A 13903-nucleotide genomic window follows, 5' to 3' on the forward strand; every position below is an offset into this window, starting at 1 on the left:
ATCAGATCGGGTTGATGCCTTGCAGGATGCTCAGTTGGAGGGCTTTGATCAACCATTATCTGTATGGATGTACAGCAATTTGTGTGGCGCCACAAAATGACTGTGGGAGCGGGCAAGCCCGCTCCCACAGGGGATCTCCAGTGTTCAGGAGACCGGGTCAGTTGTTATCGATATCCACGTGCCGTGTTTCTTTCAGGCAGAACATCCCCACGATCAGGCTTACCCCGGTCACTACCACCGGGTACCACAGGCCGTAGAAGATATCGCCGGTATACACCACCAGGGCAAACGACACGGTCGGCAGGAACCCGCCAAACCAGCCGTTACCGATGTGGTAGGGCAGGGACATCGAGGTGTAGCGGATGCGCGTCGGGAACAGTTCTACCATCAACGCTGCCAGCGGGCCGTAGCACATGGCGGCGATCAGGATCAGCGCCACGATCAGCACCACCACCATGGTTTTGTTGACCTGGGCCACATCCGCCGAAGACGGGTAGCCGGCCAGGGTCACGGCGCCACGCAGGGCTTTTTCGTCGAACCCGTCGATACGCACTTCGCCCACGCTCACCTGCACCGGGCTGCCGGCCGGTGCCGCGGCGCTGCTGTAGGGCAGGCCTTGCTTGACCAGGAAGGTCTTGACCTTGTCGCACGGGCTGTCGAATTTAGCCTTGCCCACCGGGTCGAACTGGAAGGTGCAGGTCGCCGGGTCGGCCAGCACGGTGATCGGGGCCTGTTGACTGGCCTGGTCCATCGCCGGGTTGGTGTAGTGCGCCAGGCTCTTGAAGATCGGGAAGTACAGCGCGGTCGCCAGCAGCAGGCCGAGCATCAGCACCGGCTTGCGGCCTATCTTGTCCGACAGCCAGCCAAAGAAGATGAAGAACGGCGCGCCAATCACCACGCTGATGATCAACAGCATGTTGGCCAGGGCCGGGTCCATTTTCAGGAACTGCGTGAGGAAGAACAGCACGTAGAACTGCGCCGCATAGAAGGTTACCGCCTGGCCGCCGTTGATACTGAACAGGGCAATCAGCACGATCTTGAGGTTTTCCCACTTGCCGAATGAATCGCGGATCGGCGACTTGCTGGCCTTGCCTTCCTCTTTCATTTTCAGGAACGCCGGCGATTCATGCAGGCTCATGCGGATCCAGGTGGAAATACCCAGCAGCACGATGGAAAACAGGAACGGAATGCGCCAGCCCCAGACTTCGAACTGGTCGCCGGTGAAGTAACGGCAGGCCAGCACCACCAGCAACGACAGCAACAGGCCCAGGGTCGCGGTGGACTGAATCCAGCTGGTGTGGAACCCGCGCTTGCCCGCTGGCGCATGCTCCGCCACATAGGTGGCCGCGCCGCCGTATTCGCCGCCCAGCGCGAGGCCTTGCAGCATGCGCAGTACGATCAGGATGATCGGTGCCGCAATGCCGATACTGGCGTAGGTCGGCAACAGTCCGACACAGAAGGTCGCCACGCCCATCAGAATGATGGTGACCAGGAAGGTGTATTTGCGCCCGATCATGTCGCCCAACCGGCCAAATACCAGTGCGCCGAACGGCCGCACCACAAAGCCGGCCGCAAAGGCCATCAAGGCGAAGATGAATGCCGTGGTGTCGTTGACCCCGGCAAAGAACTGCTTGCTGATCACCGCCGCCAGGGCGCCGTAGAGGAAAAAGTCATACCACTCGAACACCGTCCCCAGGGACGAGGCGAAGATGACCTTCTTTGAGTCGTTGCTGGTGCTCGCATCGATCGGCGAGCCCAGGGTTTGAGCATGTTCTGACATCGGGTAGCCCTCACAGTGATTATTTATTGTTGTTCCACTGTCGGCGCCAACCTCAGCGCCGGTTGTCCTTCATGTAGAAGCCGGCTTGCCGGCGATGGCGTCCTCAAGCCATATGCAAACCCAGGACACGCTATCGCCGGCAAGCCGGGCTCCTACAAATCATGCGGGTGCAATCATCTCTCTCTCGGGGGCAAGGTTCCTCGTAGTCGGCGAAAGAATCAGCTGCGCGGCCTTCTCCGCGATCATCAGCGTAGGTGAACAGGTGTTGCCGGACGTGATGCGCGGCATGATCGAGGCGTCGGCGATGCGCAATCCGGGCACGCCATGCACCCGCAGTTGAGCATCGACCACGGCGTCTTTATCGCTGCCCATGCGGCAAGTGCCGACCGGGTGGAAGATCGTGGTCCCGATCCGCGCAGCGGCTTCGTGCAGTTCCTCTTCGGTCTGCAGCGAATCGCCTGGCAGGTATTCCACCGGTTTGAATTGGCCCAGGGCCGGCGCGGCGACGATGCGGCGGGTCAGGCGGATTGCATCGGCGGCCACGCGCAAGTCTTCCGGGTGGCTGAGGTAGTTGGGGCGGATCAGCGGTGCGTCCGCCGGGTTGGCCGAGCGAATATCGATACGCCCGCGACTTTGCGGGCGCAGGTCGCACACCGAGGCAGTAAAGGCCGGGAACCCATGCAGCGGTTCGCCAAAACGCTCCAGGGACAACGGCTGCACGTGATATTCGAGGTTGGCCGAGGCCTGTTCCGGGCTCGAGCGGGCAAATGCACCGAGCTGGCTGGGCGCCATCGACAGCGGGCCGCTGCGGTCGTACAGGTAGCGCAGGCCCATGCCCATCTTGCCCCACAGCGTGCCCGCGATCTGGTTGAGGGTGCGGGCGTTTTCCAGCTTGTAGATCAGCCGCAGTTGCAGGTGATCCTGCAGGTTACCGCCTACGCCCGGCAACTCATGCAAGACGTCGATGCCCAATGGCTTGAGCACGCTTGAGGGGCCGATCCCCGAGCGTTGCAGAATGCCCGGCGAGCCCACGGACCCGGCGCACAGCACAATTTCCTTGCGCGCCTTCCAGCTCACCTGCTGGCCGTGCTGGCGCGCGATCACTTGGGACGCGCGGCCGTTTTCCAGCAGCACGCGGTCCACGTCCACGTCGGTCAGCACTGTGAGGTTGGGGCGTTGGCGGATCGGCTTGAGAAAAGCCTTGGCCGCGTTCCAGCGCACCCCGGCTTTCTGGTTGACCTGGAAGTAGCCGCAGCCTTCGTTGTCGCCCTGGTTGAAATCGTTGATGTTGGCGATGCCGCTCTGCGCCGCCGCATCACGGAACGCATCGAGGATCGGCCAGTGCAGGCGCTGTTGCTCGACCCGCCATTCACCGCCGTCGCTATGGAATTCCGAGGCGCCGGCAAAGTGGTTTTCGCTCTGCTTGAACAGCGCCAGCACGTCCTTCCAGGCCCAACCCGCGTTGCCTTCTGCCGCCCAGCCGTCGTAATCCCGGGCCTGGCCACGCATGTAGATCATGCCGTTGATCGACGAGCAGCCGCCCAGCACCTTGCCGCGCGGGTAACTCAGGGCGCGGCCTTGCAGGCCTTCCTGTGCTTCGGTCTTGAAGCACCAGTCGGTGCGCGGGTTGCCGATGCAGAACAGGTAGCCGACGGGAATGTGGATCCAGGGGTAATTGTCGCGGCCGCCAGCTTCAAGCAGCAGCACGCGATGGGCGGGGTTGGCGGACAGTCGATTGGCCAGCAGGCAGCCCGCGGGGCCGGCGCCTACGACGATGTAATCGTATTCAGCAGTTGCAATGGGCATCTGAGGCCTCGCTTGTTTTTCTTATTGGCTCCATCCTAGTTGTTAGTTTTCGTCTTAAAAATGTTAGTTTTTACCCAGCTGCTGTGCGTTTTTGAACAGTGCCACGCAAAAACCGACTGCACATAATTTCCTGTAGTGAGCGAGCTTGCTCGCGCTGGGCTGCGAAGCGGCCCCGCCCAGGCAAACGTGGTCGTTCAGATACAGCGTAGTCGTGGCGACAAGGGGGCGGCTGTGCAGCCCAACGCGAGCAAGCTCGCTCACCACAGGTGAGGAGCAAGGCTTTAGTCAGTCTTTATGCCCAAGGGAGTAAGGCGCCATGTTCGACTGGAACGACCTGCGGTACTTTCTCGAGTTGCAACGCAGCGGCCGCTTGCTCACCGCCGCGCAACGCCTGAAAACCACCCACGCCACCGTGGCGCGGCATATCGAAGCCATCGAGAAAAGCCTCGGCACCGCACTGTTCGTGCAGCATGCCCAGGGTTACGAACTGACTCCCGCCGGCGAAGCCCTGCTCAAGCACGCCGAAGCCATGGAAAACGTCGCACTGCTGGCCGAAGACGAACTGACTCATTCCGCCGCGCCCCTGGGCAAGATCCGCCTCGGGGTGGCCGAAGGGTTGGGCGTGATGTTCCTGGCCAGCCGCATGGGCGGGCTGTTCGACCGCTACCCCGGACTTGAAGTGGAACTGGTGGCGGTGCCACGCTTTGTCAGCATCCTCAACCGCGAAGCGGAAATCAGCATCCACCTCGAACGCCCGAGCGTCGATCAACTGGTCACGCGCAAACTCACCGACTACCGCCTGGCCCTCTACGCCAGTCGCGCCTACCTGGATCGCAACCCGCCGATTGAAAAACGCGAAGACCTGGCGGCGCATGCCTGGATCGATTACGTGGACGACCTGCTGTTCAGCCAGGAGCTCAAGTTCCTCAGCAGCTTCTGTCGCAACCCCAAGGTGGTGTTCCACAGCACCAGTGTGATTGCCCAGCACCAGGCAGCGCGCTCTGGGTTGGGGATCGCAGTGTTGCCGTGCTTCATGGCCTCAGGCGACCCCGAACTGGTGCCGTTGTTGCCGGGGGAGGGGATCCAGCGCAGCTACTGGATCAGCTCGCGCCGGGAGTTGCACAAATCGGTGCGGCTGCGGGTGTTGTGGGATTACGTAGTGGAGTTGTGCGCGCGCGAGCAAGGCTTATTGCTCGGCGAAGCCAACTGACGAAACCGGATCAATACTGTGGGAGCACCGGACCCCGTCAAGCACGCAACTCAAACTCGGCACTGCCCAGCCTCTCCCCATTCACCAACACATGCACCACATGTTGGCCTGAGTAATGCTTGCGGGTGGTCATGTCGCGAATGTGCTGTTCGCGCCGAATGGGCTGCTGCTCCCCGGCACCGAGGCTGAACGCCTTGAGTTTGAATACCTTGTTTGCACTGTGGCCAGCGCTTTTCACATAGTCGATGGCGTAGTCCACCACCAGTTTCTGAGGGGCTTCGGCGGTGGATTCCAGGGTGAAGGACAGGTTGATCCGCTCCCCCAGGTTGATCACCGCCGGCGTCACTTTCAGATGGTGGAGCTTTACTTCGGCCCTGGCCCCGGCACCCATGATCGTCAACGCGCGCGTATTGCCCTGCTTGATCAGGCTGCGCAGGGCGTGGCGGGCGATCCAGGCGGTGTGGGGGTTATCGAGGTTCCAGCCTTCGATCAGGCTGAGCACCCAGTCGGGATGCTCCTTGGTGATGTCATTGAGGTGGTTGGCCACGGACTTGCGCACGTACAGGCTGCTGTCGCCCTTGAGGTTGTCGAGGATCGACGCGCACAGTTCAGGGTTGGCCTGCACCTCGGCCAATCGAAACGACCAGGGCAACCGTGGCCGCGAGCCTTCGCTGGCCAGGCGACGCACGTGTTCGTTGTCATCCAGTGACCAGGCCTGCATCACCGCCAACGTGCGTTTGAAGTCGTGCAGCAGAAAGTGGCGGATCGCGAATTCAGCCGAGCCAAAGGGGGTGAAGTACTTGAGCGCGGCCATCGAGCGCTTGAAATCATCCCGCCCGTAACTCGCCACGAAATGCGGCAGGAACAGGCTGACAAACGCGCTGTTCAGGCGCGGGGCCAACGCATAAAGCACCTTGAGGGTTTGCGGGTAGTCCAGCGGGAGCACTGCATGCAGGCTCTCGCTGACCCGCGCCATGCGCTGCATCACCGATAACTCGGCCAGCCCGGCCTTGGCATGCTTGAGGAAACCCTTGGCGTCGAAGGCCGGGTACACCGCCGTCATCTCGCTGGCGATGTGTTGCAGGCGTTCGACGTTGAAGATTTCCTTGAGGGCCGGGGCGCTTTGGTCGGTCATCGGTGATTCCTTGGAAGTTAGAGAAACCAGCGATATTCCCGCGCATGGATCTCTTGCTGGAAGGCCAGGTGATCCTGGCGTTTGTTCTCGCAATACACGTCGACAAATTCGGCGCCGAGTTTATCGCGCAATACCGCGTGATGCTGCATCGCCCGTACGGCATCGAGCATTTCCAGGGGGAAATCGGCGCCGCTGCTGCGGTCCTCGTTCAGCGGGGCGATGGGATCTTGCTTGGCTTCAAGGCCATGCTCCAGGCCGGCCAGGATCGCCGCCAGCACCAGGTAGGGGTTGGCATCGGCACTGGCGAGGCGATGCTCGATGCGCAGGTTGCGCGGGTCGGATTCGGGAATGCGCACGCACGCGTCACGGTCTTCGAAGCCCCAACTGGCACGGGTTGCCGCGTTCACCGTACCGCCCAGGCGGCGGAATGCATTGTGGTTGGGCGAGAAGATCGGCATGCAATGGGGCAACAATTCCAGGCAGCCGGCCACAGCATGCCGCAGCGGTTGCTGCTGGTGCGCCGCCAGCAGGTTATTGCCAGCGCCGTCATACAGGCTGACATGCACATGCATGCCGCTACCAGGGTATTGCAGGTACGGCTTGGCCATGAAGCTGGCGCGGTAACCGTGCTTGAGCGCCACGCCACGGGTGCTGCGGCAGAATAGGGCGGCCCAGTCGGCGGCGCGCATGCCATCGTCGAGGTGGCCGAAGTTGATCTCGAACTGGCCGGGGCCGATCTCGGCAGTGATCACCGTGATGTCGATGCCCTGGTCCTTGGCGGTTTGTGCCATATCGTCGAGCACTTCGCCGAAGCGCGAAAGCCGTTCGATATGCAAGTTGGGCTGGTCGTCGGCGTCATCGCTCAGTGGGTCACGGGCGAATTGTGGCAGGCCGTTGTCGAGCTTTTTGTCGAACAGGTAGAACTCCAGTTCAAACGCCACCACCGGGTGGATGCCCTTGTGCTGGAGGCGCTCGAGCACCTTGGCCAGCACTTCGCGGGGTTCGAATTCGATGGGCGCTTCGGTGCCGTCCGAGGTGATCAGCATCTGGCCCAGGGGCTGCGATTCCCAGCTTACCGGCTTGAGCGTGCCCGGCACCAGGCGCCGGTTGGCGTCCGGGTCGCCGTCGTTGAAGCAGTAATCGCCAATCTTGAACAACCCGCCCTGAACCCCCAGCAGCACAGCGTTCTGCGGCAGCTTCAACGGGCTGCCGGCGGCGACTTTTTCCAGCATCTCGATAGGGTAGCGCTTGCCATAGAAGTGCCCGGGAATGTCCAGGGCGATCAGGTCGACATAACGCACGTCGGGATGGTTCTGGCGAAAGGTCCGTACTTCGGCCAGTAACGTGGAGGCATGGCTTTTCACGGGTGTTGCTCCTAGTTGTAAACCCACAGCACGCGGGCGGGCAGATCGGTCAGGTTGGCGTAGCGGCAATGGGCGAAGCTGGCCAGGTGAAAGCTGTCGCCGGCGCCGAGGGTGACCGAGTCGGCTTCACCTTCGACCCACAGCGTCAACTCGCCCTCCAGCACAAAACCGGCTTGCTCGGCGCGGTCGCTCATGGTGTGTTCGCCGCTGTTGGCGCCGGGGGCCAGCAGGCTGTCGAGCATCGAGAACGCACCGTTCATGCTCGGTGAGACGAGGATGTCGGTGATGCCATTGGCGTAATACACCGTGCGCCGCTCGTTGGGGCGGGTGATCCAGTCCACGGCCTTGGGTTTGGGCTGGCTGTAGAAATAGGTGGTGGGCACCTCAAGGGCGTGACTGATGGCGGTCAGATCCGCCACGGTCGGGCGCGACAAGCCACGCTCGACCTGGGACAGGAACCCCACGGATCGCTCGATTTTTTGCGCGAGCTGAGCGAGGGTGAGCTTCTTGTGCTTGCGCAAGTCGTGGATCAGCGCCGCGAGGGTGGCAAGTTCTTCTTGTTGGCTCATGAAATTTATTTCGATTAATTTCATGAAAAATTACAGGATTTATTTCATGGAGGCAATGGACATGGATTTACACGTGCACTTGTTCGGGTTGGAACAGGCACTGCAGCAAAGCGCGACCCGTTCGGATACGAGGCAGTTGGCACGATTGCTGGCCGATGATTTTGTTGAGTTCGGTGCCAGCGGCCAGGTGTGGGGCAGCAAGGCAGAGGTGATCGACGGGCTGCAGGATGAGGTGTTTTCTGCGCGGAGCATGACCGAGTTCGTGGTGAAAATGCTGAGCGAGAATGCAGCGTTGGTAACCTATCGCTGTCACCGGAGTGGAGTCGGGACCTCGTTGCGCAGCTCGGTATGGCGGGCAGAAGAAGGGCAGTGGCAGATGGTGTTCCATCAAGGCACACCCGTGGCAGTTGATTAGCAATTGCTGTGGCGAGGGAGCTTGCTCCCGCTGGGTCGCGAAGCGGCCCCAACCCATCGGGGCAGTGAGAGGTTTAATGGAATGATCACGCATGGCCGCGGTCCGAACCTGGGTACGCATCATTCATTGAAGGAGCACCCATGAAAGCCAGAAACCTGATCGCCTGCCTGCTGGTTGCCGCGAGCGTGTCCACCGCCAGCTTTATCGTGCAGGCCGGTGATACCCCCCAGGAAACCGTGCAGCCTTCGAGCATCAACACCCGTGACCTGAAAGAAGGTGATCGCGCCCCGGATATGCTGATGCGCAAGGAATCGGCTGTCAGCGACTGGAAAAAGCGCGGCCTCCAACAGCCTGAAGAAGACAGCCAATGGGCACGGGTGGGCGATAAGTTCGTATTGCTCAAGACCACCAACGGCACCATCCTCGAGATCACCCCCGTCAAGAAATGACCGTGTCTGTTGTGACTGCTCTAGGGTAAGGTAACCGGCTGTAGACGCCGCGTTACCTTCCAGGAAAAAGAGCAGGATGCTTGCCACAATAAGAAACTACCCCCGCACCGTGAACCTGTTGCTGTGCGCCACGTTGATGCTGACGCTGGCCAAGGCCATCACGTTTCCGTACCTGGTGGTTTATCTCACCCGTCACTTTGCCCTCGACATCACCCAGGTCGGCCTGGTCATCGGCAGTTCGCTGATTGTCGGCTCGCTGCTGAGTGTGTATGGCGGCTTCCTGGTTGACCGCATCAACAGCTACCGGCTGCTGCTCGGCCTGAGTGCGCTGTTTGTGCTGGGCTTTATCGGCACGGTCCTGGCCCAGAATATCTGGGCGTTCTACAGCTGCCTGATCCTGATCAACCTGGCTTACGCGGTAATCGACATCGCCGTCAAAGCCGGCTTTGCCAGCCTTTTGCCCGAAGATGCGCGCAGCGAAGTGTTTTCCATCAAGTACACCCTCACTAATATCGGCTATGCCGTGGGGCCGGCTTTCGGGGCCGTGGTGGCCAAGCTGGATATGAGCTTGCCGTTCGTGCTGTCAGCGCTTTTGGGGGTGGGGTTTTTCCTGCTGTACTGGCGTTGGGGCGACCGCACCCTGACCACCGTCGATGGCACGCAAAAACCGGTGGCGTTCCTCGCTGTTGGTCGCGTCTTGCTGCGCGATCACCGCCTGGTCTGCTTCACCCTGGGCGGCATGCTCAGTGCCGTGGTATTCGGCCAGTTCACCGCGTGGCTGTCGCAGTACCTGATAACCACCACCACCGCCGAATACACCTACACCGTGGTCAGTGCGGTGCTGACCACCAACGCGGTGTTGGTGATTGCCTTGCAGTACGTGATTGGGCGGCGCATCTCGCATCGTTACCTGGGCCAGTGGCTGATCGCGGGCCTGGGCATGTTCATGCTGGGGGTTATCGGCTTTGCCTTGTCCACCAGCGTGCTGTGGTGGGTGCTGGCGATGGCGGTATTCACCGTAGGGGAGATCATCGTGTTCCCGGCCGAGTACATGTTCATTGACCGGATCGCTCCGGACCACTTGCGCGGTATGTACTACGGGGCGCAGAACCTGTCCAACCTGGGGGCTGCCCTGGGGCCGGTGTTGTGTGGGCTGGTGCTGGCCAGCCTGCCGGCCCCCTACATGTTCCTGATGCTGGGGGCGTTCATTGTTGCCGGTGGGGTGTTCTATTTCATTGGGGCGTCGTTAAAGGCAAATCATCCAGCGTGAGCTTGCCCACGTTGTTGCTTTGCAATTCGTAGCGCAACTCTTCCACCATTTTTTCCACTTCTTGCGGAGTCTGCAGCCGGTTCGTGCTGATCCCGGTCACCACCAGGTCCACGCGACCGGTTTCAGCGTCATAGACCTTGAGGGTCAGGGACGCATCCCGGCACAAAGTGAATTCACATGTCAGCGGCGACAGGCCTTCTTCGATGCAATTTCGCAGTTGAGAGAGGGTAAACATGCTGGTTCCTTCAAGGCATCAGTTTTGACCCTTGAAGGTTAAGGAGCGCCCCTCGGCGGCATAAGGCGAATTCGCACTAGCCGCACTAGTGCATTTGCACTTTCGAGGCTTATTTTTTGACGCGCAGTTCCCCGGCGAACAATCCGCGTTCCCGAGCCCAGACGATGGCGGCACTGCGACTGTGTACCCCGAGTTTGGAGTACACCGTGGCCACATGGTTACGTACCGTATTGGGCGCCAGTTTCAGGCGCGAAGCGATCTCTTTGTCGGCCAGGCCTTCGCAGATCAACCCCAGCACATCGCGCTCACGGGCGGTAAGGTCGGTAAAGGCAATATTGGGACGCGTGGGGCTGTTGACGCTCTTGGCGTTGGCGAGTTTTTCGATGAGTGTCTGGCTGAACCAGGAGGCGTCCTGCATCACTTCCTCGATGGCGGCCACCAGTTCCAGCTCCGAGCGCTTGCGTTCGGTGATGTTCATCATTACCAGCAGGTAGCAGGGCACATCCTGGATGACCACGGTGTCGGCGGACACCACGCAGTCGATCACCTCATTGCCTTTCTTGCGCACCTTGAGGTCCTGGCCGTCGAGGGTGCCGGCTTTTTCCAGGCTGGCGAACAATTGCGCAGCCGCCTGCGGGCTGTCGATGAAGTCGATGTCTTCGATGGATTTGCCGATCAGCTCCTCGCTGATGTACCCGGTGATGTTCATGAAGGCTTCGTTGATATCCACCACCTGGCGATTGGTGGCGCTGCACACCAGTGTGGGCACCGGCGTCAGGCGGAAAGACTTGGCGAAGCGCTCCTCACTCTGGCGCAGGGCGATCTCCGCCTTGCGGCGCGGCTCCAGGTCCATGAAGGAAAACAGCATGCAGTCTTCTTCGTTCATGTCCAGCGGCTGCCCGGCGACGATCACCAGTTTGCTGCCACCCTCGGGTAGCCTCAATTCGGCCTGCATCTGCGGGATGGTCGCGCCTTCGCCCAGGCGCTGGATGGCCAGGTCCTTGCGCTCGGCCTGTTCCAGCACGTCCAACTCATACACCGATTTGCCGATCACCTGGTCGCGGTTATAGCCGGTCATCTCCAGGAAGCCCTGGTTCACCTTGATGTAACGCAGGTCGCTCAGGCGGCAGATCACCGCTGGCGCCGGGTTGGCGTTGAAGGTTTTTTCGAAGCGTTGCTCGGCGCTGGCCCATTCGGTGGCGTCGCTGAGGATCAACACCAGCAACTCCGGCTCACCGTGGGAGTCGCTGATCACCAGGCTGCGCAGGCGGTGGACCCAGGTTTTGTCTGCGTCGGCGGTGGGGGTGACTTCCACCACCACATCACTGAACTCTTCGCCTGCGGCTACACGGGCGAGCGGGTAGTTTTCCTGCAACACCGGATGGTTGTTCCGGTAGCGCAGGGCAAAGCGTTCGGCGTAGGCCTGGGTATTGGCGCCCAGTGCCGCGACGTCATCGACGCCATGCATGTTCAGCGCGGCCTCGTTGGCCCAGAGAATGGTCTGGTCGACTTCCGCGAGGATGATGCCGTCGGACACCCCGGAGATGATCTGCTGCAGTTGGCGGCGATTGGTTTCTTTGGCAAGGACATCCTGAGTCATGGTTTCTCCGGGTTTTGGACGCATGGAAGTACGACACCCCGGCTTCAGGATAGTGCAGAGCAATTGCCCGTGATGGGGTACGAATGCACTAGATGGCATGGTGCATTTGCGTGAGGACGAGCGGTACGTGGCTCGCCAGACTGAGACGGTCAATAACTGTCAAAGGATCGATCATGACCACTGTCTATGAAACCAACCGTTCGCCGTTTCGCGTGTCCTGGAGCTCCGTACTGGCCGGTAGTGCAATTGCCCTGGTGAGTTACCTGGTGCTCAGCGTGCTGGGTACCGCCATCGGCGCCAGTGCCGTCAACCCGATGGAAGCGGGCAACCCGTTGAGCGGCTTTGGCACGGGGGCCGGGATCTGGCTGTTCGTCTCCACCCTGGTCGCTGTCGGCCTCGGCGCCTTTGTGGCCGGCCGCACGGCACCCGATCGCGGCGGCCTGCACGGCGTGCTGACCTGGACCCTTACCACGTTGCTCACCACTTGGCTGCTGGCAGGCCTGGCCGCCAGTGTCGTCGGCACCGCCGGCAATGTGGTGGGCAAAGGCCTGTCGGCTGCCGGTAGCGGCATTGCCGCCGCAGCACCGGGCATTGGCGACAGCGTCAAGCAGCAACTGAACCAGCAGGGCATCCAACTGGACTGGAACAGCCTGCAGGGTGAGCTGGATACGCTGCTCAAACAGACCGGCAAGCCTGAGCTGGACCCTTCCAATGTCGAGCAGAAAACCGATCAGGCAGCGGCGGATGGCAAGCAATCGGCAACTGACGCGGCGGCCAATCCTGCCCAGGCAGGCGATGCACTTAAGCAGTGGTTCGAACGGGTCAAGGCGTCCGGCGAGCCGGCCTTGAATGCGGCCGATAAAGAGGCGTTGGTCAACATCGTGGCTGCCCGCACCGGCAAGAGCAAAGAGGAAGCCACCCAGATCGTCGACAACTACGCCCAGGCCTATCAGCAAGCCATGCAAAAGGTCGATGAGCTGAAGCAACAGGCCGAGCAGAAAGCCCGTGAAGCCGGTGAAGTCGCGGCCAAACAGCTCTCCCGTGCGGCCTGGAGCACCTTGGCCATGCTGCTGCTGGGCGTGGCCTTGAGCTTCCTGGTAGGGCGCATGGCCCTGACCACGCGTCGAGTGCCGTTGGCTTAACAACATTTGCAGCAAGGACGCTGCTTTTCACTGGCACCAAACATGCTAGTGTCAGCACTCCAACACCCACCGGCAGTGCCTGGCGATGCGTGACATCTACAGCGTCTTCAACTCCAATGGCGCCTATGAAACGGGGGCCCATGCCCATGACGAGTTCATGCTGATGGTGCCCGAGCACGGTTTGCTGCGTTTCAAGGACGAAGACAGCGGGCGCACCACCTCGGTGATCGAACGCCAGTTCGTGCTAGTGCCGCCCCAATGCAGCCATTCCTCATCGTCACTCACCGCCAGCCAGGGCCACCTGGCGTTCTACGTCGACCCCGACTACATGCGCTATGCCTTGCGCGACCTGTCCGGCGATGCCAACCGCGTGCTGCGCGTGCCCACCCTGGGCATCTGGCAAACCTCGGCGCCGCTGCACCATTTGCTGCTGGCGAAAAAGGCCTTCAGCCAACCCGACCCCTATGTCGATCGCCGTCGCCAATTGGCCCAGGCCGATCACTTGCTGCTGCTCGAATGCCTGGCAGTTTCCCTCAGCCAGCCGAGCCTGCAACGCTCGTCCATCGAGCGCCACGGCGCCATGCTGGTGCGCGATGTGAAGGCTTATGTGGAAGGCAACCTTGAGCATGCGCCGGGGCTGGATGAGATTGCGGCGGTGTTCCATATGTCGCGTCGGCACTTGACCCGCCTGTTTGCGCTGCACACTGGCGAGACGGTGCTGGCCTACGTTCAGCGACTGCGCCTGGAACGGGCGCAGACCCTGCTGCGGCACACGCGCTTGTCAGTGCTGGAGATTGCCAACAACGTCGGTTATGAATCGCCGTCGCACCTGGCCCATGTGTTTCGGCGTGTGTTGGGTGTGTCGCCGGATGAGTGGCGACGCGGCTAACCTTACACCTCCCATTCTCGATGTCCCAATTCCGCGCAT

General features: G+C 61.2%; 13 protein-coding genes. 6 read left to right on the forward strand and 7 right to left on the reverse strand.

Annotation, left to right across the window (positions count from 1 at the left end; translation table 11 throughout):
* Positions 1 to 157: 157 nt before the first annotated feature.
* Together BM70_RS0102220 and BM70_RS0102225 are read right to left on the reverse strand one after the other, a co-directional pair.
* Positions 158 to 1780: an MFS transporter gene (locus BM70_RS0102220; RefSeq protein WP_025854479.1), complete on the reverse strand. Its 1623-nt coding sequence runs from the start codon at positions 1778 to 1780 to the stop codon at positions 158 to 160.
* A gap of 159 nt (positions 1781 to 1939) precedes the next feature.
* Positions 1940 to 3586, reverse strand: coding sequence for a GMC family oxidoreductase (locus BM70_RS0102225; RefSeq protein ID WP_025854480.1), 1647 nt, complete (start codon positions 3584 to 3586; stop codon positions 1940 to 1942).
* Positions 3587 to 3902: 316 nt separating this feature from the next.
* Between BM70_RS0102225 and BM70_RS0102230 the strand changes: the two genes are divergently transcribed.
* Positions 3903 to 4796 (forward strand): LysR family transcriptional regulator, encoded by an 894-nt coding sequence (locus tag BM70_RS0102230; RefSeq protein ID WP_025854481.1) that lies wholly within the window; start codon positions 3903 to 3905, stop codon positions 4794 to 4796.
* Positions 4797 to 4833: 37 nt separating this feature from the next.
* Here the strand turns inward: BM70_RS0102230 and BM70_RS0102235 are convergent, their stop codons facing one another.
* Genes BM70_RS0102235 through BM70_RS0102245 form a run of 3 tightly spaced genes read right to left on the reverse strand, consistent with a single transcriptional unit; the run spans position 4834 to position 7864 of the window.
* Positions 4834 to 5931, reverse strand: a complete 1098-nt coding sequence (locus BM70_RS0102235; RefSeq protein ID WP_025854482.1) for a DNA alkylation repair protein — start codon at positions 5929 to 5931, stop codon at positions 4834 to 4836.
* Between the two features lie 17 nt (positions 5932 to 5948).
* Complete coding sequence (locus BM70_RS0102240; RefSeq protein WP_025854483.1) at positions 5949 to 7295, reverse strand: glutamine synthetase family protein; 1347 nt, start codon at positions 7293 to 7295, stop codon at positions 5949 to 5951.
* An 11-nt stretch (positions 7296 to 7306) separates the two neighbouring features.
* Positions 7307 to 7864, reverse strand: coding sequence for a helix-turn-helix domain-containing protein (locus tag BM70_RS0102245; RefSeq protein ID WP_025854484.1), 558 nt, complete (start codon positions 7862 to 7864; stop codon positions 7307 to 7309).
* On the opposite strand from BM70_RS0102245, the gene BM70_RS0102250 reads away from it, so the two are divergent.
* The 3 genes from BM70_RS0102250 to BM70_RS0102260 all read left to right on the forward strand — a co-directional run bounded on the left by BM70_RS0102250 (position 7863) and on the right by BM70_RS0102260 (position 9998).
* The gene (locus BM70_RS0102250) at positions 7863 to 8279 is read left to right on the forward strand and encodes a DUF4440 domain-containing protein (RefSeq protein WP_256220866.1); all 417 of its coding nucleotides are present in this window, start codon (positions 7863 to 7865) and stop codon (positions 8277 to 8279) included. The genes BM70_RS0102245 and BM70_RS0102250 overlap by 2 nt on opposite strands.
* A gap of 140 nt (positions 8280 to 8419) precedes the next feature.
* A complete protein-coding gene (locus BM70_RS0102255) occupies positions 8420 to 8728 on the forward strand; it encodes an RcnB family protein (protein ID WP_025854486.1) in 309 nt (102 codons plus the stop codon).
* 76 nt (positions 8729 to 8804) lie between these two features.
* The gene (locus tag BM70_RS0102260; protein ID WP_025854487.1) at positions 8805 to 9998 is read left to right on the forward strand and encodes an MFS transporter; all 1194 of its coding nucleotides are present in this window, start codon (positions 8805 to 8807) and stop codon (positions 9996 to 9998) included.
* Here BM70_RS0102260 and BM70_RS0102265 read toward each other — a convergent pair.
* Both BM70_RS0102265 and BM70_RS0102270 read right to left on the reverse strand, forming a co-directional pair.
* Positions 9961 to 10233, reverse strand: a complete 273-nt coding sequence (locus BM70_RS0102265) for a DUF1652 domain-containing protein (protein ID WP_025854488.1) — start codon at positions 10231 to 10233, stop codon at positions 9961 to 9963. The two genes, BM70_RS0102260 and BM70_RS0102265, sit on opposite strands and share 38 nt — an antisense overlap.
* A gap of 109 nt (positions 10234 to 10342) precedes the next feature.
* The gene (locus BM70_RS0102270) at positions 10343 to 11833 is read right to left on the reverse strand and encodes a PAS domain S-box protein (RefSeq protein ID WP_025854489.1); all 1491 of its coding nucleotides are present in this window, start codon (positions 11831 to 11833) and stop codon (positions 10343 to 10345) included.
* A 173-nt stretch (positions 11834 to 12006) separates the two neighbouring features.
* On the opposite strand from BM70_RS0102270, the gene BM70_RS0102275 reads away from it, so the two are divergent.
* Positions 12007 to 12975, forward strand: a complete 969-nt coding sequence (locus tag BM70_RS0102275) for a hypothetical protein (RefSeq protein ID WP_025854490.1) — start codon at positions 12007 to 12009, stop codon at positions 12973 to 12975.
* Positions 12976 to 13060: 85 nt separating this feature from the next.
* Positions 13061 to 13864: an AraC family transcriptional regulator gene (locus BM70_RS0102280; protein ID WP_025854491.1), complete on the forward strand. Its 804-nt coding sequence runs from the start codon at positions 13061 to 13063 to the stop codon at positions 13862 to 13864.
* The last annotated feature ends 39 nt before the right edge of the window (positions 13865 to 13903 follow it).

The organism is Pseudomonas sp. CHM02 (genome assembly GCF_000612585.1).
Taxonomy (GTDB): domain Bacteria; phylum Pseudomonadota; class Gammaproteobacteria; order Pseudomonadales; family Pseudomonadaceae; genus Aquipseudomonas.

Bases quoted from the DNA above. Each gene is read 5' to 3' on its own strand.
- BM70_RS0102260 (WP_025854487.1), top strand. From the start codon at position 8,805: ATGCTTGCCACAATAAGAAACTACCCCCGCACCGTGAACCTGTTGCTG.
- BM70_RS0102250 (WP_256220866.1), top strand. From the start codon at position 7,863: ATGAAATTTATTTCGATTAATTTCATGAAAAATTACAGGATTTATTTC.
- BM70_RS0102225 (WP_025854480.1), bottom strand. From the start codon at position 3,586: ATGCCCATTGCAACTGCTGAATACGATTACATCGTCGTAGGCGCCGGC.
- BM70_RS0102265 (WP_025854488.1), bottom strand. From the start codon at position 10,233: ATGTTTACCCTCTCTCAACTGCGAAATTGCATCGAAGAAGGCCTGTCG.
- BM70_RS0102230 (WP_025854481.1), top strand. From the start codon at position 3,903: ATGTTCGACTGGAACGACCTGCGGTACTTTCTCGAGTTGCAACGCAGC.
- BM70_RS0102275 (WP_025854490.1), top strand. From the start codon at position 12,007: ATGACCACTGTCTATGAAACCAACCGTTCGCCGTTTCGCGTGTCCTGG.
- BM70_RS0102245 (WP_025854484.1), bottom strand. From the start codon at position 7,864: ATGAGCCAACAAGAAGAACTTGCCACCCTCGCGGCGCTGATCCACGAC.
- BM70_RS0102270 (WP_025854489.1), bottom strand. From the start codon at position 11,833: ATGACTCAGGATGTCCTTGCCAAAGAAACCAATCGCCGCCAACTGCAG.
- BM70_RS0102255 (WP_025854486.1), top strand. From the start codon at position 8,420: ATGAAAGCCAGAAACCTGATCGCCTGCCTGCTGGTTGCCGCGAGCGTG.
- BM70_RS0102235 (WP_025854482.1), bottom strand. From the start codon at position 5,931: ATGACCGACCAAAGCGCCCCGGCCCTCAAGGAAATCTTCAACGTCGAA.
- BM70_RS0102220 (WP_025854479.1), bottom strand. From the start codon at position 1,780: ATGTCAGAACATGCTCAAACCCTGGGCTCGCCGATCGATGCGAGCACC.
- BM70_RS0102280 (WP_025854491.1), top strand. From the start codon at position 13,061: ATGCGTGACATCTACAGCGTCTTCAACTCCAATGGCGCCTATGAAACG.